Below are 21521 nucleotides of genomic sequence, written 5' to 3'. Positions count from 1 at the left end.
AAAAAAGCTGACTGCTAGGTCAGCTTGGCCCTATCCATCCCCGCATTAAAATACGGGGATTTTCGGGCGTTTTTCATTAAAATGCTCATGAAGCCAGCTACTGAAGCAATAATCGCAGGGCCATAGACGATAATCTGCATCCAGCCTGCCATAAAGCCACAGATTCGGCCATATAAATTTTCAATATATACATATAGCCCACCAGTGTATGGCATCTGGGCTCCGATTTCGACAATCGTTAGCCCACCGGTAAGTGTGATCAGTCCACCAAAAATCCAGGCGATAATTGCCATAGTACTTGAACCTGCACTATCTAATACGGAAGCTTGCTTAAAAAATAGACCTGAACCAATGATGGTACCGATTACGATGGAAATGGCTGAACCAAAACCAATTGAGCGTTTTAGATTATTGTTGGGTTGTTTATCTGCCATAGTTTTCCTCCATAGAAAAAGCCTGAACCTACTTAATTATCATGAGTAGATTCAGGCTATGAATTATCTGTATGCCAAAATTACTCAAGTTCAGTTAGAAGAACTTGAGCTAGATGAAGTTAACATTGCCTTAGCGTCTAAATAATTCATGATGATAGTCCTCGTTTAAAAAAGATTTATATTAGACTATCATGAATATTTTAATGAAGCAAACTATTCTTGATTAAAAAAGAGCCAGGTTTCCCTGACTCAATTTCATATAAATTAAGTTTTATGCAAATACTTCTTCGATGTTTAAGTTAACTACGAATGCATTTGGAAATTCAGTCTTAGCTAAAACTTTCTTTGCATAGTCATCATCTTCGTGAACTTCTGCAGTAGCAAGTACCATAACTGCAGTATGTGATGGAACATCAGCTGCAACAAGAGCAATCTTTGAACCGCGCTTAATGTTTTCGTAAGCTTCACCCTTAGTCTTTTCAAGGTATTGTAAGTGACTTGGGTCTAAGACAGTCATTGAGCCTTTAGGACCAACTTGTGGGTTACCATCAGCATCAACAGTTGATAAGTAAACTAAATTATTCTTGAAAAGGTTTGCTTGTTCTTCAGTAAGTTTGTTAGTGTTTAATTTTTTCATAGACAATACATCCTTTCAATTTATCGATATACTATAAGTATACATCAATTTGATGAGACCGTAAAATAGTTTGTGTAAGGAGTAAGTGTCAATGTTTTTAGGCTACCGCAAAAACATTGACACTTACAATATTAGTTTCAGACTTTAAAATACCTACGATTTCAGTTACAATTAAATTCATAAAAGACCAGTTTCTAATATGTTTTTTTGCTTAACATCAGACTACTGGTCTTTTTGTTTTGGAGTCAAGTCCTAAATAGGATTTGGCTCCTTTTTAATTTGTAACTAAGCGTCACCGCAAACTATTTTACACTTAGTTGATTAAAAAAGAGCCAGGTTTCCCTGACTCAATTTCATATAAATTAAGTTTTATGCAAATACTTCTTCGATGTTTAAGTTAACTACGAATGCATTTGGAAATTCAGTCTTAGCTAAAACTTTCTTTGCATAGTCATCATCTTCGTGAACTTCTGCAGTAGCAAGTACCCTAACTGCAGTGTGTGATGGAACATCAGCTGCAACAAGAGCAACCTTTGAACCGCGCTTAATGTTTTCGTAAGCTTCACCCTTGGTCTTTTCAAGGTATTGTAAGTGGCTTGGGTCTAAGACAGTCATTGAGCCCTTAGGACCAACTTGTGGGTTACCATCAGCATCAACAGTTGATAAGTAAACTAAGTTATTCTTAAAAAGGTTTGCTTGTTCTTCAGTAAGTTTGTTAGTATTTAATTTCTTCATAGACAATATATCCTTTCTGTTTTATCAATACACTATAAGTATACATCGATTTAATAGCAGGTGTTAGGGATTTGCTTACATCCTGATTTTTATTTAACAAAATGCTTTTATTACTATAAATAAGCAAAATTAAATTTTCATTTTATTTTAAAAAATGCTATGATTTAACCAACTAAAAAACAAAGGAGAAACATATGAATTTAGCAAAAATCCGCGGCGGTGCTGGTGATATCACCAAGCCCGATCTTAATGCCCGCATTCAAGATAACTTATACTTAGCCGTTAACTCTGACTGGATTTCTAAAGCCAAGATCCCTGCCGATCGTCCATTAATCAGTAGTTTCAGTGAAATTGATTTAAAAATCGAAAAAGAATTGATGAACGACTTAGCTGATTTTGCTTCTGGTAAAAAAGATTTGCCTGATATTCCTAACTTTGACAAGGCAATCGAAGTTTATAAATTAGCTAAGGATTTCGCGAAAAGAGACACCGATGGCTTCAAACCTGCCCAAGCTGATCTTGAAACTTTAACCAACCTAAAAGATGTCGATGACGTCAAGCAAAATCTAGCAAAATTATTCTTGCGCTTTAGCTTTCCATTTTTATTCGAAGTTGAACCTGATCGTAAGAATACTAAGATCAACTCCCTCTCCTTCGATCGCAACTCATTGATCTTGCCTGACACTACTAGTTACCAATCACCTTCTGCTAAGCAACTACTCGATGTTTGGCAAAAGCAAACCGAAAACTTATTAAAGATGGCTGGTGTTGAAGAAGCTGCTGCTAAGAAATACGCTACTGATGCGATTGCACTCGATGCTAAAATCGTTAAAGTAGCCAAGTCAGCCGAAGAACGTGCCGATGATGTAGCTCTTTATAACCCAATCAAGACTAACGAATTTGAAGAAAAGACCAGTTCTTTAAACTTAGGTCAATTACTTGATCAGCTTTTTGAAAAGAAGCCAGATTACGTTGTTGTACGTGAACCAAAATTCTTAGACCACTTCAACGAATTATTTGATCAAGAAAGCTTCGATGAACTTAAAGGCTGGTTAATCTCTACTTTCATTAACAAAGCTGCAGCATTTTTATCAGAAGATTTCCGTCAAGCTGCCTTCCCATTCAAGCAAGCTACCTATGGACAAAAGGAACTACCTAGTCAAGAAAAGGAAGCTTACTATAAAGCTAATAATTTGTTTGATGATGTAATCGGCGTGTATTATGGTCGCACTTACTTTGGTGAAGATGCCAAGGCTGACGTAGAAGATATGATTCACCGCATGATTGATGTCTACGAGCAGCGTATCAGCAATAATGACTGGCTCTCACCTACTACTAAGGAAAAGGCAATTACCAAGTTGCGCGCCTTGGTTTTAAAGATTGGCTATCCTGATAAAATCGACCATGTTTACGATTTGTTCCAGATTACCCCAGCAGGTGAAGGCGGCAGTCTTTACAGTAATCAAGCAGATATTCGTGAAGTCGGTTTGAAGCATAATTTCGATAAACTGTACAAGCCAGTTGATCGCAGCGAATGGTACATGCCAGGCAACTTGATCAATGCTTGCTATGATCCACAAAGAAATGATATTACCTTCCCTGCTGCTATTTTGGAAGCACCTTTCTACAATATCCATGCTTCTCGTGCCACTAACTACGGCGGTATTGGTGTGGTAATCGCGCATGAAATTTCCCACGCATTCGACAACAATGGTGCTAAGTACGATGAGTTCGGCAACATGAAGAATTGGTGGACTAAGGAAGATTTTGCGGAATTTGAAAAGCGTACTCAAGCTGAAATCGACTTGTTCGATGGTATTAAGTATGGTCCTGTAACTCTTAATGGTAAACAAATCGTTAGTGAAAACATTGCCGATCAAGGTGGTTTAACTGCTGGTATTGAAGCTAACAAGAATGAACACGGTGATATGAAGGAATTGTTCGAAAACTATGCTCGCATTTGGGCAAGCAAAGAATCTCCCGAAATCATTAAGACAATTGCCGCCTTCGATGTTCACGCTCCAGGTCCTGAAAGAGTCAACGTTCAAGTACAATGCCAACCAGAATTCTACAAGGCCTTCAATGTCCAAGAAGACGATGGTATGTGGCTTGATCCTGCTAAACGCGTAGTCATTTGGTAAAAATCTTATTTTAAATAATAAAACTCAAGTCCTATTAAATCTTGGTGTTAATAAGCCTGGATTTAATAGGATTTTTTGCTTCATTAAGCATCGCTATTTCTTAGGTACATACAGTTTGCTTGATTTTTATTTATTTTTTAGTTAGTATGGAAATGAATGTAAGGGGTTACATTAGCATAACAACGTATATATCTAAAAGTATTCGCTAATGTAACTAGAGATTTTTTACCTAGCCAAAAAAGGAATAGAGGAATAATTTTTATGAAGAAAATTTTAGCAATTAATTCAGGTAGCTCTTCTTTTAAGTTTAAGCTTTTTACTTTTCCCGATGAAAAAGTAATTAGTGAAGGCCTGGCCGATCGAGTCGGACTAGAGGGTTCAACCTTTGCCATTAAAGTTAATGGTGAAAAACATAAAGAAGAAATCGCAATTCCAGACTCTGAAACTGCGGTCACAATTTTACTTAAAAAGCTCAAGAAATATAACTTAATCAATGATCCTAAAGAAATTATTGGAATCGGACACCGGATTGTTGCTGGTGGTGAAGAATTTAAGGATTCAGCGCTAGTTGATCAGGAGACGCTCAAGAAAATTTATGATTTGAAGCAATACGCTCCTTTACACAATGCCGTAGAAGCTGACGTAATTAAGGCCTTTATGAAGTTCTTGCCAGATGCGGCTGAAGTTGCTGTCTTTGATACTTCATTCCACCAGAGTTTAGATAAAGTTCACTATTTATATTCTCTTCCTTACAAGTATTATAAAAAATACGGTGCAAGAAAGTATGGTGCTCACGGCATCTCCCTTAGATATATTAGTCAAGAAGCCGCCAAAATTTTAAACCGTAACCTTAAAGATTTAAGATTAATAGTTTGTCACTTGGGATCCGGTGCTTCAATCACTGCTGTTAAAAACGGTAAATCCTACGATACATCAATGGGCTTCACTCCAGTAGCAGGAATTACAATGAGCTCTCGTTCAGGTGATGTCGATCCCTCCCTACTGCCCTTTATTATGAAAAAGGAAAACTTAAGCATTGACCAAATGATGAAAATTCTGAATCATAAATCAGGCTTACTTGGTATTTCAGGAATATCACCTGATATGCGTGATTTACGTAGTGATGTGACTCCTCTATCTGGTGAGAAGAAGGTTCGTGCTGACCTAGCTCGTAATATTTTTATCAATCGAATCGTTCGCTATGTCGGTGGCTATATTCTTGAAATGGGCGGACTTGATGGTATCATTTTCACGGCTGGCGTTGGTGAACACGATTACCGCGTTCGTGAAGGTGTTATGGATTCATTGAAGCTCCTAGGCTTAAAGCCTGATCTTGCCGCTAATAAGAATAATGATACGTTCATCACTAAGAAGGATTCTAAGATTATTGGGATGGTAATTCCAACCAATGAAGAATTAATGATTGAGCGCGATGTAGTCAGAATTGCTGGATTGAAGTAGAATTTTGGATACTTATTTTTCAAATTAAAGAATTTGAGATAAAAGAAAAATGATATCTTTGCATGTTGCATTGATATCATTTTTTAGTTTTTAATATAATCGATTATCTTTATTTCTTACAATAATTCTCACAACTAAGTGATATGTTTTCTTATAAACAAGGCTATATAGCTAGCTTTTTAGTTTTGTATCCATAACGATCAAAGTAATTTCCAGCACCACTGCCAAATCTTATAGCTTTTACTTTTTTACCATGTCTAGTTTTAGTAACAGGCACATAATAGATACCATTTCCAGCTCCCGTTACCCAGCCATTGGTATTAAATGAAGTAATACCATGCCATTTAAGTTTATAGGCTTGAAATTGAATAGTATTTATCTTTGAAATAAGCTTACGGTGCTCTTTTATATTTTGATGTTCTACTCTATTTTCCCACTTTGCATATTCTTTTTCAGGTAAAATTTTATAAAGTTTTCTTCCATCTACTGTATGTGCTGTTATCTTACAATGTTTAATTCTTCCATCTTCTTTATAATACCAAGTACCTCTTGTTGCCTTAGGTGTTGTAAACAGAGACTTAGCTCCCCAGCTTGCCGCATTAACATTATGATTTGATTTACTAAAAGTAATACTACCTATCCCTATAGCTATTACAATTATGCTAATGATCTTTATTCTCCAACGGTGAAATCTGATCCTGGTAGAACTTATTTAGCCCTAAACGAACTTTTTTCTTCCATTGCAACATATTCATATCAGGATGAGTTTTACGAAATTCACTAAATACTTTAAATGATAGTAAAGCGTTAATTCCTGTTTGTTGATGATCAACTTCGTTTGGATCATAGTGACGAATAACAAATTTGAGATCATCAATATTAAGTCCATTTTCATCAGCGAACTTTTTAATTAGATCTTCTCTAGCATCATCGATCATATTTTGTAAGAGTTCATTAACCTGCTTATTTCTAAACTTTTCAGGATCAAATTTAATTTGAAACCATAAATTATTTACAATATCAGCCAATGACTTATTGTTCTTACCTAGATTTTCGATATAGTCATCGATTTCTTTTACTTCAGCCTTAGTTCGCTTACTGTTTTCTTTATCATCTGATGGAATATAAGCCTGAATCAATTGAACAATATAAGCATAATTAATCTCTTGTCTACCAGTATTTTCAAGCTCATAATCTGGATCGAACTGATCATCATCTTCTGTTGCTGGCTTATCCTTACCTGTAGCTTCTCTAACCTTTTCTTTAACAACTTCATATGTCGCCCGGGTATCCTCAATGAACATTGGATCTAAGCCATAATCTTTTTCAAGATCAATATTATTGAATTCATTGTAAGTTTTGATAGCACCTAAGCTTTTATCAAAATCCTGATATTCTTTTAGAAATCGTTTTTGATCATCAAGCGGAGCTTCAGTAATTGGAATACCTTGATCTCCCTGATACTTAATGATCTTCTTTTCAGCATTATTGAACTGTAGAATTGATTCATCCCAAGTCGGAGCAAGAGCTTGTTTTTCACTACCTTCGGTATAAAGCATCAAGGCACCATTGATACTTTCTTTATATTTCTTAGGATATTGATAAGTAACTATTTGTCCATATCTTTTATCTCTATCGAAGATACGGTTAGTTCTCGAAAATGCTTGGATTAAATCTTTATAAGGCATCGGTGCACGATCTAAGAATAAAGTTGATAAACATGGTGCGTCAAAACCAGTCAACAGACGATCAACTACTATGACAATATCTAATTGTTGAGAACGTGGCTTAAACTCATCTTTTTTACGAGCTAAACGATCATTCACGTTTGTGTTATATGCGCCTAACTCAGCCATAGAATAATGAGTATTAAACATCTTATTGTAATCTTCTAAAGATTGCTTCATCTCATTTTGGTTAGCCTCATCGCCATCACCATTTTCGCCAATCGAGTATGTAATTGCTATTTTAGGGAAATCTGGCAATACTTTCTTGATTCGATTAGGAATTTTAATATCTGGATCTTTATCATTAATTACATCCCTAAAGATTCGATAATATTTTTGAGCTTGTTTAATAGAACTCGTAGTAAAAATGGCATCGTAGGTGTAACCACGATTATCTTTGTTATAAATACCTAATTTGCGATATGAATTATTTAGAATTCTTTTTACTACTGCCTTCATGTGAGAGAGGGATGCATATTCCTTATTTCTAGCATCAGTATCTGATTCGTCAGCATCCTCTGACACATTACTTTCCTCCTCTACTTGAAAACCAAGTACAGCTTTATCTCTGATAGCATCCTTAATGGTATATTTATGCAAGCATTTTCCATATTGTTGTTCAGTAGTTCGAGCATTCTTTCCCTTAGCCTCACGAGCATTTTCTGCAAAAATAGGAGTACCAGTAAAGCCATACCATAAAGGTGGATTTTTAGTAAAAAATGCATCTATTTCATTCTTTTGATCAGGAGAAACTGCACGGTGACACTCATCAACGATAAAGGCTAATTTTACATCTTTTAACTTACGGTATAGACGTTTTTGTTCTTGATCCTGAGCAATTCGCTTGAACAATGCCTGCATTTTTTGTCTAGTAGTAACAATAACCCTTTTATCCGAACTTACTAATTTACGGGCAAGAGAATAACTATTTTCAGTACCCTCAACGTCAATTGAGTCGTTCTGAGCATAAGTCTCAAATGCTTGAGTAGTTTGGGTATCTAAATCATTACGATCAATTAGGAATATCGTTTTTTGAATTGATGGGATTTTAAGTAAATTATGTGCAACCTTATAAGAAGTTAAAGTCTTACCAGAACCTGTTGTATGCCAAACAAAACCAGAATGTGGTTGATCCTCATTGTCTTTCCCGTATGATGCATCAAAAATGGCTTGAATTGCATGAATTTGATATGGACGTAACACAATAATACCGTGTTGTGTGCTATCTAAAGCAATATAGTTAGCCACCATATTATGAGCTGCAGGAATAGACAGTACGTCTTTAGCAAACTCAAGATAATTTTGCACAGGCTTATTTTCTTTATCTACCCACGTAGTTAAAAACTTCTCTTTTAATTGTTGTCCAGCCGCAATGTATTGCGTATAACTTCCATTAGTTACAACAAAGAATTGAAGAGTTGAGAATATTCCATTAAACATCTGCTCATCAATATACTTTTGAATCTGATTGAAGGCCTCTTTAGGCGAATGTGTCCTATTCTTCAATTCAATATGAATCATCGGTAAACCATTGATTAAAAGAGTTACATCCCCACGACGATTACGATCTATTTCTCTGCGTTTATGAAATTGAATTTGATGCACTACTTCATAGACTGAATTACCACCAGCAATATTATTATTGTTAATCACTACAAAGTCAGCAGTACCTAATTGAGTATTATCTCTTTGAATTTGTAATCTAACTTCTCCATTAACTCCTGCAAGCCATTCTGCAGATTTATAGAAAGTTGGATGAATTATCTTAGATTTAATAATTGCCTTTTCATTATCAGTTAATGGAACATCCTTTAAAACATCTTTGTTTGAGCGAGATAAAATCTTAAAGAAGTTATTCCAAAGATCATCTTCATTTTTAATATCATCACGAAGAGTCCATTGTGACTCTCCATGAGTAAGTTGGTCAATTAAATTTTGTTCGAGTACATTCTCTTGTTCCACGAATTTGATACTCCTTATTTTTAATATTGCTTATAGTTAAATTATCTCATTTAAATTTGGAATTGCATTACTTTTATTCACCTTTTTCGTTTGGGAGCAGCGTAAGTTGGGAGAAATATCCAATATCATTGCTGGTGGTGATAAAAATATAAATAAAATAAAAAAATATGGTAAATATCCAGTAATAGCTAATTCTATTAATAAAAATGGAATTGTCGGTTATTATGACAATGAGTACAGAGTCAAAGCACCTGCAGTTACGGTTACAGGAAGGGGCGAAATAGGACATGCAGTAGCTAGATTTCAAAACTTTACGCCTATTGTAAGACTACTTGCACTTTCTTCAAAATTAGACCCTATTTTTTTAGCTAATTCTATCAATAAAATAAGGTTCTTTAATGAATCAACAGGAGTTCCTCAATTAACAAAACCTCAACTTTCTACGTATAGCATAATTATTCCAAGTGTCGAAGAACAAAATAATATTGGAAAACTTATTCTATTAATAGAAAAGTACATTCATCTTCAGCAACGAAAATTGAAATTATTAAAAGTTATGAAAAAAGCACTCTCTCAATATATGTTTTGTCAAGAGATAGAATTCGTTCCTATTTTGAGATTCAATTCGTTTTCTGATAAGTGGAAATATGAACGTCTTAAGAATCTCATAGTTAAAGAAATTAAAGGTAAAGCTAAAGCTGATATGAAGGGAACAAAATCTACTTATATCGACACTGCATTATTAAATGGTGGCTCCATAACAAAAGTTGATTCGCCTACTGATACATTTCACAATGATATTATTATTCTTTGGGATGGCTCACAGGCTGGAAAAATTTATCATGGGTTTACTGGTGCATTAGGATCAACTTTGAAAAGCTATAAACCAAAGTATTCAGGAGGATTTTTATATCAATATTTAAAAAGTAAAGAGCCCATAATTTTTTTACGGTATAGAACTCCCAATATTCCTCATGTAGTAAAGGATTTTACTGAGATTTTTAAAATAAACATTCCAAGTGTTAAAGAACAAGAAAAAATTTCAAAAACATTGAACTATTTGGATCAAAGCATTTTAGTTGAAACTAAAAAAATAGGCTCGATTAAAAAAATAAAAAAATTTTTACTCCAAAACATGTTCATCTAACGAAAAAAGGCATCAAATGATGCCTTTTTACTATAGATGCGATAAGTGATGTAATATTTTATCGTTATCCTTATTTTCAAGTTCACGAATAATATGAATATAAGTCTCTTGTGTCGTTGTGGTATTATTATGACCTAAACGTTTAGCTACACTAGCCACTGATACTCCCTCATATAATAAAAGTGAAGCATGAGTATGTCTAAGACCATGAATAGAAATAATTGGGATATCTAGTTTCTTACAATATGATTCTAATTTTTGATTCAAAGTAGAATTATAAACTCGTTGATCTTTACCAAAGAAAATAGGTTGATCAGATTCCTTTTGTTGAATCATAGACTGAAATTGCTGCATTAATTGCCAGTCGACCATCACTGTCCTATTAGATGATTCATTTTTGGTAGGCTGAAAATGTCCAACTTTTTCTTTGTAATTCCATGATTTATTAATAATTATACTTTGTTTTTCAAAATCAAAATCTTCTGGAGTAAGTGCCAGTGCCTCTGCAAATCTCAATCCTGTTTTAGCAATTAAGAAGAAGAACCAATCCCAATTTAACTCCGCTTTTAAATCTAATGATCTTAATAAAGTTTGCAGTTCATAAAGATTTAAAAACTTTATTTTCTTTGAACTAGGTTCACATCCTTTAATAATTGCTCTTCTTGTGGGATCAGTTTTTAAGAGCCCGTCATCTACTGCATCGAATAAACTTGCTTTAAGATGATGGTGGAAATCTAGAGTCGTATTCTTCTCATGATCTTTTGCATATAAATTTAAAATTCGTTGATAACTCTGTCGAGTTAATTCATTCATATGTAAATTAGGCGCCAATTCTTGCAATTTACGCTGAACTAAATAGTATTTATTAAGCGTAACAGGACGAACAGCATTATCCTTATACAAATGAATCCAATCTAAATAATATTTATAAAACAGCTTAGTACTATATTTTCGTGACATATAAAAACCTCCTTAAACTTTAGTCACTCTGACATTGTTTAAGGAGGTTTTATTATTATGCAAGGTTAAATAAACATATTTTGCAGTAAGAATTGTTTAATATATTTAAAATCTAATATATTTTTTTGCTGGATTTGAATGCTTGTATCTATATCATCTAATAACGAACTAATATTTTTTTGCTCTAATTGACTAGGACAAAATATTTTAGCATTTTTGATATCATTGGAATTAATACTTTCAAATGTTGAGCCACTTATATATTTTTTCCAATAACCAGATGATTTCATAAATTGTAATTGTTGAAAAATAAAATCGTTACCTTTTATGGCTGCCACGCCTCGACCAATAACAACGTTAAATTTTGTCCTTCCAACGTCTCCAGCAGGAGCTCGAACACATAATATAATATCTCCTTTATTTGCTACTTTAGTTATTTCAGTAGTCCAAATTCTTGGAAATACATATCCATTTCTTATATCTGCATTTCCTTGTACAAGAATATGGTCAATAGGATTTTGGGTATAATTTTTTGAATTAGGAGATTGTCCCATTGTAATCTTAGCAACATCTTTTAATCTATACAGCTGCCATTTTTCTGTGAGATTGCGATATTTAAGTTTAGGAAGACATTCTGTACTAGCAAATATATTTTGCTGTGTCGCTTTCTTTAAAAGCTTTAGTAGTCTCAATTTTCGTTGCTGAAGAACTTGTAATCTATTTAAATGATTAAAAATATGAATAATTTTTTGAGCTTCAGAATTATGCTTAGGAAGTGTTACTTTAAAAGTCTTCATATCGGAAGCTAATAAATGATTAACAGTATTACCTATTTTTAACTTATCTATTTTTGAAATTGCAACGTCTGACTGAAAATAACTATTTAAAAAATTTGAAATATACTCATTTTTCGGTTTTCTAAACATGATTAAGGCGTGTGCTGCACAATTATTATATTTTTGTGTAATAACTGAGGTTTGACCAACATCTCCAGATTGAACCATAACCAAATCATTTGTATGAAGCCATTTATCTCTTTGCTTAATATAAAATACATCATTAATAAATTTTTGATCTTTTAGATTGATTCTTCCGTCTTTAATATTATTAGATTCAAGATAAAAATGACCATGATTAGTAAAAAACGGAGTTGCTTTACCTACAAATGCATTGCCTATTTTGTTATATAAATTTTCTAAGCTATGTTGCTCCCAATCGTTAGTGAAGCCCTTAAAACGCAGTGTTGGAGCCTTTTTCACCTCTTTTTTATTCATGAAGCTCGGCCTCCAGTTCCTTTATAATGGCATCCAGGCCATCCATAATATCAGAATCATCTGAAGTCAATTCCTTTAACATGCCGACCAATTCTCGTTGATTTTTCTCAATTTCAACATTTGTTTCATGCAGGTCAGCAGCCACTTTCTTCAGATCCACTGGCGGCTCGGGAACGAAAGTATCCACGTACCTTGGTATGTTAAGATTAAAATCATTTTCTTCAATTTCATCGAATTTAGCTAAATGAGCATAACGTTCAACATCTTTACGCTTCTCATAAGTATCAAGAATCTTTTGAATATCTTTTTCTCTTAACTTATTTTGGTTCTTTTTCTTTTCAAAGCCTTTAGAAGCATCAATGAACATTACGTTTCTATCAGTTTTATCCTTCTTTAGCACCACAATAACGGTAGGAATACTTGTACTATAGAATAAGTTAGCTGGTAATCCTATCACCACATCAATTGATCCATTCTCAAGAAGTTTTTTACGAATCTTGCCTTCCGCTGCTCCTCGGAATAAGACACCATGAGGCAAAACAATAGCCATAGTGCCAGTATTCTTTAAGTGATAAAAGCCATGCAACAAGAACGCATAATCTGCTTTTGATTTAGGAGCTAATACTCCATACGGACTAAATCTTGGATCTTGTAAGAATCCTTTATTAGCTGACCATTTTAGGGAATATGGTGGATTCATTACCACAGCATCAAACATAGTTTTAGAAACAGGTGGCCAATCTTCATCTAGAGTATCTCCACGTCTCAATTCTTGGTTTGAAGAATCTACACCATGTAAAATCATGTTCATTCTTGCAAGATTATAGGTAGACATATTAATTTCTTGACCATAATAGAAGATTTTATCCGCTTGACCATTAGCTAATTTAATGTACTTTTTAAAGTTTAAAAGTAAAGAACCTGACCCCATTGCAGGATCGTATACTGTCATTTCTTCAGGATAATTTTTATCTACTAAAGTTAACTTAGTTAAAAGTTCAGATACTTCTTGCGGAGTGTAGAATTCGCCTGCTTTTTTACCAGACTCAGAGGCAAATTGACTGATTAAATATTCATAAGCATCACCTAAAGTATCCTTATTATCAACTTGGTTAACTAATTCTAAATCACCTATTGCCTTTATGACATTTGCAATAGTATCAGCTTGTTTTTGGGCATTTGTACCTAATCGATGTGAATATAGTTGAACGTCAGCAAATAGGCCTTCGAAATCACTGTCTTTAGTGCTTTCAATATCATTAAACGCATCTGCTAAATCTGATATTTGAAATGTTTTGATTTTGCCATCTTTAGTTCTAGCTGTACCATTAATTTCATTCAAAATATATGTAAAAGTATGTTCTGGAGAAATAGTATATGAAAATGTCGTTCTTATATCGTCCTGAAGTCCTTCAGTATCAAACTTTTCTTCGTATATTTTTTGATTTTCTTCTAATGATAAATCGCGTCTTCCTTCTAATACTTCCCCAACATGATAAAGCATCTTATCAGAAAGGTATTTATAAAAGATAATACCTAATAAATAATTTTTATATTCATTGGCATCCATTTTAGAGCGTAATGCATCTGCCGCACTAAATAAGGCACTTTCTAATTCTTTTTTAGTTAAAACTCTTTCTTCTGACATTAATTTTCAATCCTTCTAATTTTCGTTTGGTATCAACGAAAGCGTTCAAGTAATATTTTACATTCTTCAGCCAAAAATCTCTATAACAAAAGAACAAATATTCGAAAAATAAAAATGCACTTTAGTCAAGTGCATTTAATTTATATACTTTCGTAATTCTCTTTCATTAATCTTACTTTGTTTTTCAGCAGCATCATAAACAAATTCAAAAATAGATTGATCAATATCAGCAATATCAATAAAAAATACAGTATTTGTTCTTGCGTTGAAAATCATTAATTGTTCAATATTTTCATTATTAAAATGATTATAAAATCCTAACGTATAATACAAAAGCAACTGGCGAACCCAAGAAATTTGCATAGTAGTTTTCACTGAAACCTTTAAATCCAATAATGTCTGTTTTAAAAGATAGTCACCATCTCCAGAGACAAAACCATTTTCAGCCTTAGCAAAAAATGCATCCCTAATTGGCCAACCAAATTCTTCAAAAAATTCCTCAACACGTTGAATCATCATTTTAATATGTTCAGTTGTTAACTTATCAGGATGTACTTTAGGTTCAACATATCGACCACTGCGAAATGCATCTTCCCATGCACAAATATTGGTTGCCAGGTAAATAGCCTCATCTGATAACGAATCCACATCTGACAGATCTTTAACTAAATATCCTAGTCTTTCTTCTTGATCTAAAAGCTTCTTATATTCCTTAACTGGAATAATTCCATGAATCAAATCTTGTTTGGCTTTAGCATTCGCAACGTCAAAGGCGTGTTCATCAGCAAGCAACACATAGCGAGAAAGATAATCTACTATGGTTCCTACCTCAGTTGGTCTTATATTCTCATCTTCCTTTGAAATAAAGGCATTTTGGCTCAATTGCTTAACCGTAAAGGCACTGCTCTTAACAATTTTATCTAAAGGCAATATTTTAGGTTGATGTGCAATTTGAGTTATTGTGATTGATAATTTCATTTAATTTTCTTTCACTTTAACAGAAAGATAAAATTCATCTTTTGGCACCTTATATGCTTCAATTATTTGCTTAAGAACATGCATATTACGATGAGCACTTCCACCGGTCATTACATAAATACCATCTCTAACTTTGGAATAACTCCACTTTAATTTGTCATCAATATCTTTCTTTTGACAAATTATGAAGCTATTATTTTGATTAGCATCATTTAATATTCCCTTCCAAGTTAATCCAACTAAACTTTCCAACAAATCAGGATTATCTTGGTCTAAAATTTGAATGACTTGAAGAGGCACGTCTTTAAAGTACTTAACAGGATACTTTGATCCTTCAAGAGTAAATGAAACTAATTTTCTTCCTGTAGTCGCATCTAAATTGTCTAATCCAATTTTATCTACAGCTTCAAACTCAATTCTTGAATCTTCAATAGGATTCAATTCATAACGATTCAGTAGTATATCTGCCAATCTCTCTGCTCTAGCCTTAATATCTGTGATTGTCCATTCATCTTTATCTACTACATCCTTATTAAGAATTATTGCTTTAGAATTTTCTTCTAAAATATGTTTCTTTTCAGCAAAACTCTTATTAGACATTTCAGAATTATATCCGGTTATAGATAAGTTCCCTAATGTATGAACAAATTCATCATGTTCTTCATCAGAAATATTCTTACGCCACGATTTACTCATTGTCTGTGGCATGATATGTTCAATAGTTAAATCTTCTGAATTTAACTTTTCCTTTGAGTTTCCATTCTCAATATCAAGCATTATTAAGTCACAAAGTCCTTTATTCAAATAAAGCTTGGAGTGAATTAATGCATTTTTGAGTTGATTATTATCTGGTACTTCATTTTGATTTTGTTGAACAAATAAATACTTATTGATAGCTTGGTAATATTTTTTCTTATTTTTAACTAATTTAAATGTTCGAGCATAATAACTAGCAAAAAATCCTAATAAAGAATTAGAAGGTACATCACAAATTGTCCTTCTTATAAGATAAATTGTAATCAAATGAATCACTTTAGTTAAAGTTTCTTCATCAATTTCATTATTTTCATAGTCATGGAAAACATGAAGAAAGAATGGATAAGATGTGCTTTGATTTATTCTATTTAAACTAGCTAAATCTGTTTTAATATCATCGTTATAACTAGATTCTGCCGGATACATAAAAGAAGCATATAATTCTGCATAATCTTTTATTTCCTTAAGTGCTTGTTCATGACTTAGATTTTCATTTTTAAATGTATCAACAAAAGTTTGGTAAACTTTACGTTCAGCGACCACTGAATTTTTCTTCATAATAATAAATTGTCTAAAGAACGCATCCATAGCATGATTGCTATTATCTCTTCTTAATTTATTTTCAATAGGTAACCAGTAATCTTCAAATAATCTTTCTTGATCATGATCACTCATTAATAAAAAATTACGAATTAAATCTGAATTAGTTAAAGCAACACCCGTAGAATTGATACTTTCAAAAATTATTTGAGGATCATCCTCACCCTCTTTTAGACTAATTCCTACTACTTGAAGTTGTCTTATAGCCCATAAAATTTCTCTACTTGCTATACCTTGCCTTAACCAATTATCAAAAGTTTGTTTCGCTAATCTATAATTTTCTACAATATGACTATTTTCATCTAATTTTGAATTATCGTGTTTTAATAATGCAGAATATTGAATATTATCTGATTTAATAGGCTTCAACTTGATTTTATATTCTTGTGATGGCGATTGAGTATTAATTAGAAAACTTTCAATAGTTCCAGTAGTAAATGCATCACCATCAACTGTGGCATCTTTTAAGGCTTGAAGCATTAATGTAATGGTAGTTAATCTTTGTTGCCCATCGATAATCAAGTATTCTGGTAATCCTATATCACTATTAGTTGATTCAAGATAAACCACCGCACCTAAGAAATGATGCTCTTTAGTTTTAATTACAGTATGTAAATCATCTAATAATCTTTTTACATTATTTTTATTCCAGTCATAGTTACGCTGATAGACCGGAATCTTTAAAATCATTTGAAATGGTGCGAAAAATCGCTCCGTTGCATTAAATATACTTGCTTGCATTGTTGTTTGCTTTCCTTTTAATTTCTAAATTGTAAGCTAATGGATTCATATTAACTTTTTCTATACTCTATAATTTTAACACTACATTTTATAGCGTTTTCCTCCACTTATCATCATCTTTCAGTAATTTAAATTACAGTAATCATACTTACGATAATTATAATTACTGTAATTACGATTACTGAAAAATAAAAAGCATCCCTCTCTGGAATGCTCGTAAGCGTAAAAAACTGAAGTATCTTTCTTAGCTTCCATTTTTCGGCTATTCTTAGCTCATAAACTTAAGGAGGCAAAGAACATGCTATTACCTCCTACTCAATCTGTTTACTTATATTATAGAGGATAATTTATGTATGCGTTTTCTATTTTGCTATAAAAAAAGTCTCTTGACTAAGTCAAAATAACCTAATCAAAAGACGTTTTTAACTATCTCCTACCTATTCGGCGTAACATCAACGCGTGCTGTTTTAATCTCGGACCAGTCACTGATCAAATTACTGTGAAGTGCACGAACGCGAACTTCGTAAACTTGGTCCTTCTTAAAGTCTTGTCCAAAATCATTCGTTGGATCATCTACTATATCGCCGCTTCTAGCTTTGCTAAAGAAGGTTGCCCACTTACTACTACCTTTCAATCTATACTGAATCTCATAGCTATCAGCTTCTGGGTTAATGTCCCATTCAATGTTGATATATGGTTCATCTGAACCATGGTCGTCATAATAACTAACTTTAAGCGTTGGCGTCTTTGGTTTCTCATGACTGCCCTTTAAAGGAATATAGTAAGTAAACTTTTGATTTGCTGAAACTGGGCTAAAGCTTCTACCTTCTTCATCATTCACCGCACGAACAGCAATATCGTAAGTTTCACCGTTAATCAGTCTATTCTTTGAAATTGTCTGAGTTAAAACATCAGGATAATTGCCGTCAGGGGTGAAATTACTATGTCCAATCATTGATGCGGCATCAAGCAAAGGATCATTTGATCTATACCGTCTTAGAGAAGAACCATAAATTCCATAACCAGTCGCATTATCAGCTTTAGTATAATCAACCTTGATTCCATCTTCAGTTGAGCTAACCTTAGTCACCTTAGGCGTACTTGGAAGAGCATTCGTATCTTCGCTAGTCAACTTAAAGCTGAAACGACCACGAGCAGAACCTTTTTCTAGATAATAAGTCCCTTTCTCTAAATTCCAGGAATATTTTCCATTTTTTAAGGTTCCTTTGGTTTTCCATGGATTTAACGCATAACCATAATCTGTGTCCTGCACAATTTGAATGTCATTATTGTTAAAAATATTAGACCGACTGTTCTCATACACCGGCTGAACAGACATATTCATCGTTACCTTTTGATCTTTATCCAGCGTGAATTTGTATATATTCGTTGTATTCAGCTTGTCACTATGATACATGTTGCTTAGACCAGTAACTGTCTGGCCCATTTTAAGTGGGATAGCTTCCGAATAACGTACTGTAGTTGGATAAGTTTTATGAGAGAAAGTCTCCAGCTTATTTCTGATCTTGGTAATCCGTGTAGCGCTAGTCTTAATCTTTACATTTTTACCAGATTTAGTAGTCAAATTGTAATGACCAGAACGCAAATAGAAGACTTGGGTATTCTTGTTTTTACCCTTATAAGGGATGCATTCCCAATTTGAAGTATTAAGGATCTTATATTTTGCCTTAGTGGCAACAGTTAATCTGGTTGGTGCTTTGAAATAGAAACGGTATTGATTGCCTTTTCTCACATAGCTGGTTGCATTATCAGAAATTGGTACTGTTGCAGCTTGAACGTTAGTATTCAAACTAAATAGCAATGCACCAGCAGCTACTGCACCAATTAAATAGCCTCTCCTCTTCATAGTTTTAACCTTCTTCTGCTTAATAATCCTCAAGTTCTTCAAGTTGACCATCAGCCGACTGATAAGCCTTCTTAACTTGTTTCAACTTGAGTTCAGGGATAAAGTTCATTGTCTTAGCTGGATTTAACACATCAAGCAATTGGACTCGCATCATCTTATCAATCTTTAATTTCTTTTCAGGCAATTTCAAGATTGTATTCATATCTTTCATGCTATTGTACTTTTCAACTGTCTTGTTTACTTCGCTAGCTAAATAAAGCCAAGTACGATAATCAACTGATACAACCTCATTCTCTGGAACTTCAAGTTCCAACAAGATTTCACCGGCATCCGGCATTTCGGTTACATGTTCAGGAAATGGTGTACAAGAGATCGGTATCTTTTTAGCCAAAATAGGCTTCTTTGCTTCTGGCAACGTATCTTTAATAATCTTTTGCAACAGATATTGTTCAAGATAGATATTCTTGAAATATTGATCTTGTGTACGAATCGCATTAAGTAAATATGATTGCTCATCAATACTGATCTTGCCGTTCTGTCTTAAATCCGTCCAACCTTTTTGACTAATTGTATACTGTAAAGTTAATATTTTCATTTTATCTTCCTTGTTAACGTATTTCTTATATTTATTATAACAAAAAGCCAGCACACTATAGCATTCCATAGTATGCTGACTCTTTAATTTAGGTTAGATTTTTTACCTATTAAAATTTAGAATTAGATCAATCAAATCCTGTACTTTCTGCAGATCAGCAGAGCTAATCACTTTTACCTTATTTGGTATTTTGAAGTGAGCATAATAATCAACAAAACGTTGAATAATATCAATATTCACTGAATATTCTCGATCACGATTGCGTTGGTCGAGAATTTTTAGCGCATGAGTTAATGATTCCTCACTTAGTGGATCATTGGCATCCAGTAGTGGTTTAAAACAATCGATCACATACACTTGATAATTATCCGGTACTCTTTTCAAGATATCATTAATTGGATTAAATCCATGCCCGCCTAAATTTGTATTATCGACAATAGTTGGTAGGCCATTTTGTAACCGTGTTTGCAGTATTTGATTAAAAATTTGCCACACGATTTTTTCAGTTTGACCCACAAAGTTTATTTGGGGATGCCCATTATTTGAATTAATTCCATTTAAACGAATTCTAATCTCATCAGCTGAGATAGTATAGTTTTGCAAATCGTTCATCTTAATGAAACTAGATTTACCTGAAGCTTGTGGCCCCAACATTAAGATTAACGGTATCCTTCTCATATTATTAGTCATCTTGGTAATACAAATCCTTAAATTTCTTATGCTTATATTGTTGAGCAAGTTGTGGCGTCTTCCAGGCAACGCCACTTACCCATGGACCGGCTCCTTGAGCAAGGACTAAAACAGATTGACCGTTCTCAGTATGTAGGCCATAGAAGTCTCCATCACCTGCTTCCTGCATCCAACCACGGACATTCATATAATTTATTCCATGAACACGTTGACTTCCCATACCAGCCATTCCCCAATTTTTGGTTGCTTTATGATATGATGCAGACATATCACCATAAGTATATTTATCAAGAAAACCAGCTTTTACTTTATGCAATTCTTGTACGTAATTATCAACGTTGATTTTGTTTTGACTTATTTTAATAATAGACATTTTATCATCATTATAAGTATACCAAGTACCTTGAAATTCAGTTGGCACATTAAACAATCCGTCGTCTCCTGGTAAGTTTGATTTTTTACCAGCAGAATCTGAAGAATCATCGCCTGAATCCGAACGCTCATCGTTCACCTTGGCATTTTGAGCTAAACTATTTACCAAACTATCTGAGTCACGTTTATTCAAATAATCAACCATTTGCTTCATGGTCACAGATCCTAATTTTTTACCATTTGAAAAGAGATAATAAATATTCTCTCCATTCACTTGCTTAAGAGTATATCCAGCATCTGCCGATACCATGTAGGCTACGCCGCTACCCTCATTCATATATGAATAATTTGACTGATTCTTTAAATCGACTTCAATACCGTTTTGCTTACCATCAAGCAAAGCCTTGTTCCAACTACCAGAATAACGATCACCAGCATATGCCACTATAACCGCCACTGTTTTTTGTGGACTTAAATCCTGATCCGATAAGTGCCCCATCTTTGTAGGTTGTTTCTTATTCTTAGTTACTTTGATAGTTGCACTACCTTTAGATGAAGTCTTTTGCTTAGGCTTTTGACTGCAGCCAGCTAAAGCTAAACCTGCTAACAAAATTACTGATATTTTCCCAATCTTTTTCATTTCATCCTCAACTTTCCAATTCAACGATATTTTACCACTTCTCGTGTACTCAAAAAGACATAGTTAGATATTAATCCAATGTCATTAAGTTAAGACATTGACAATTAATATTAGACTTTTAAAGCACTGATTTAACATTTAATTGGTTAAATTGGT

15 protein-coding genes and 1 pseudogene are annotated in these 21521 nt (G+C 33.5%); 3 read left to right on the top strand and 13 right to left on the bottom strand.

Annotation, left to right across the window (positions count from 1 at the left end; all coding sequences use genetic code 11):
* Positions 1–68: 68 nt before the first annotated feature.
* From JEM49_RS09585 to JEM49_RS09575, 3 genes and pseudogenes are all read right to left on the bottom strand, one after another.
* Positions 69–434: pseudogene (locus JEM49_RS09585) on the bottom strand (amino acid permease); the annotation flags it as partial.
* Positions 435–705: 271 nt separating this feature from the next.
* Entirely contained in the window at positions 706–1071 is a 366-nt protein-coding gene (locus tag JEM49_RS09580; protein WP_087176792.1) for a pyridoxamine 5'-phosphate oxidase family protein, read from the bottom strand.
* Between the two features lie 369 nt (positions 1072–1440).
* Complete coding sequence (locus tag JEM49_RS09575) at positions 1441–1806, bottom strand: pyridoxamine 5'-phosphate oxidase family protein (protein WP_025006431.1); 366 nt, start codon at positions 1804–1806, stop codon at positions 1441–1443.
* A gap of 194 nt (positions 1807–2000) precedes the next feature.
* Here JEM49_RS09575 and JEM49_RS09570 point away from each other — a divergent pair, with 194 nt between their 5' ends.
* Complete coding sequence (locus tag JEM49_RS09570) at positions 2001–3947, top strand: M13 family metallopeptidase (protein ID WP_201874820.1); 1947 nt, start codon at positions 2001–2003, stop codon at positions 3945–3947.
* Positions 3948–4208: 261 nt separating this feature from the next.
* Positions 4209–5408: an acetate/propionate family kinase gene (locus tag JEM49_RS09565; RefSeq protein WP_201874818.1), complete on the top strand. Its 1200-nt coding sequence runs from the start codon at positions 4209–4211 to the stop codon at positions 5406–5408.
* A 662-nt stretch (positions 5409–6070) separates the two neighbouring features.
* Here JEM49_RS09565 and JEM49_RS09560 read toward each other — a convergent pair.
* Positions 6071–9097 (bottom strand): type I restriction endonuclease subunit R, EcoR124 family, encoded by a 3027-nt coding sequence (locus tag JEM49_RS09560; protein WP_201874816.1) that lies wholly within the window; start codon positions 9095–9097, stop codon positions 6071–6073.
* 40 nt (positions 9098–9137) lie between these two features.
* Between JEM49_RS09560 and JEM49_RS10755 the strand changes: the two genes are divergently transcribed.
* Complete coding sequence (locus JEM49_RS10755; RefSeq protein WP_342211675.1) at positions 9138–10244, top strand: restriction endonuclease subunit S; 1107 nt, start codon at positions 9138–9140, stop codon at positions 10242–10244.
* Positions 10245–10274: 30 nt separating this feature from the next.
* On the opposite strand, the gene JEM49_RS09550 is transcribed toward JEM49_RS10755, so the two are convergent.
* The 9 genes from JEM49_RS09550 to JEM49_RS09510 all read right to left on the bottom strand — a co-directional run bounded on the left by JEM49_RS09550 (position 10275) and on the right by JEM49_RS09510 (position 21365).
* Complete coding sequence (locus JEM49_RS09550; protein ID WP_201874812.1) at positions 10275–11204, bottom strand: site-specific integrase; 930 nt, start codon at positions 11202–11204, stop codon at positions 10275–10277.
* A 65-nt stretch (positions 11205–11269) separates the two neighbouring features.
* Complete coding sequence (locus tag JEM49_RS09545; protein WP_201874809.1) at positions 11270–12478, bottom strand: restriction endonuclease subunit S; 1209 nt, start codon at positions 12476–12478, stop codon at positions 11270–11272.
* Positions 12471–14126: a type I restriction-modification system subunit M gene (locus JEM49_RS09540; RefSeq protein ID WP_201874807.1), complete on the bottom strand. Its 1656-nt coding sequence runs from the start codon at positions 14124–14126 to the stop codon at positions 12471–12473. The genes JEM49_RS09545 and JEM49_RS09540 overlap by 8 nt, the downstream gene beginning before the upstream one ends.
* Before the next feature lie 135 nt (positions 14127–14261).
* Positions 14262–15104, bottom strand: a complete 843-nt coding sequence (locus JEM49_RS09535; RefSeq protein WP_201874805.1) for a hypothetical protein — start codon at positions 15102–15104, stop codon at positions 14262–14264.
* Positions 15105–17201, bottom strand: coding sequence for a DUF262 domain-containing protein (locus tag JEM49_RS09530; protein ID WP_201874803.1), 2097 nt, complete (start codon positions 17199–17201; stop codon positions 15105–15107).
* Between the two features lie 433 nt (positions 17202–17634).
* A complete protein-coding gene (locus JEM49_RS09525) occupies positions 17635–19068 on the bottom strand; it encodes a fibronectin type III domain-containing protein (protein WP_242509819.1) in 1434 nt (477 codons plus the stop codon).
* Between the two features lie 19 nt (positions 19069–19087).
* On the bottom strand, positions 19088–19663 hold the full coding sequence (locus JEM49_RS09520) for a hypothetical protein (RefSeq protein WP_242509818.1): 576 nt from the start codon (positions 19661–19663) through the stop codon (positions 19088–19090).
* Positions 19664–19765: 102 nt separating this feature from the next.
* Entirely contained in the window at positions 19766–20341 is a 576-nt protein-coding gene (locus JEM49_RS09515; protein WP_201874796.1) for an AAA family ATPase, read from the bottom strand.
* Between the two features lie 4 nt (positions 20342–20345).
* Positions 20346–21365: a hypothetical protein gene (locus JEM49_RS09510; RefSeq protein ID WP_242509817.1), complete on the bottom strand. Its 1020-nt coding sequence runs from the start codon at positions 21363–21365 to the stop codon at positions 20346–20348.
* Positions 21366–21521: the final 156 nt, after the last annotated feature.

Origin of the sequence: Lactobacillus sp. A27, from assembly GCF_016742815.1 — a bacterium.
Taxonomy (GTDB): domain Bacteria; phylum Bacillota; class Bacilli; order Lactobacillales; family Lactobacillaceae; genus Lactobacillus; species Lactobacillus gallinarum.
The sequence above is the reverse complement of the archived record's forward strand: the minus strand, read 5'-3'. Positions and strand labels throughout refer to the sequence as shown.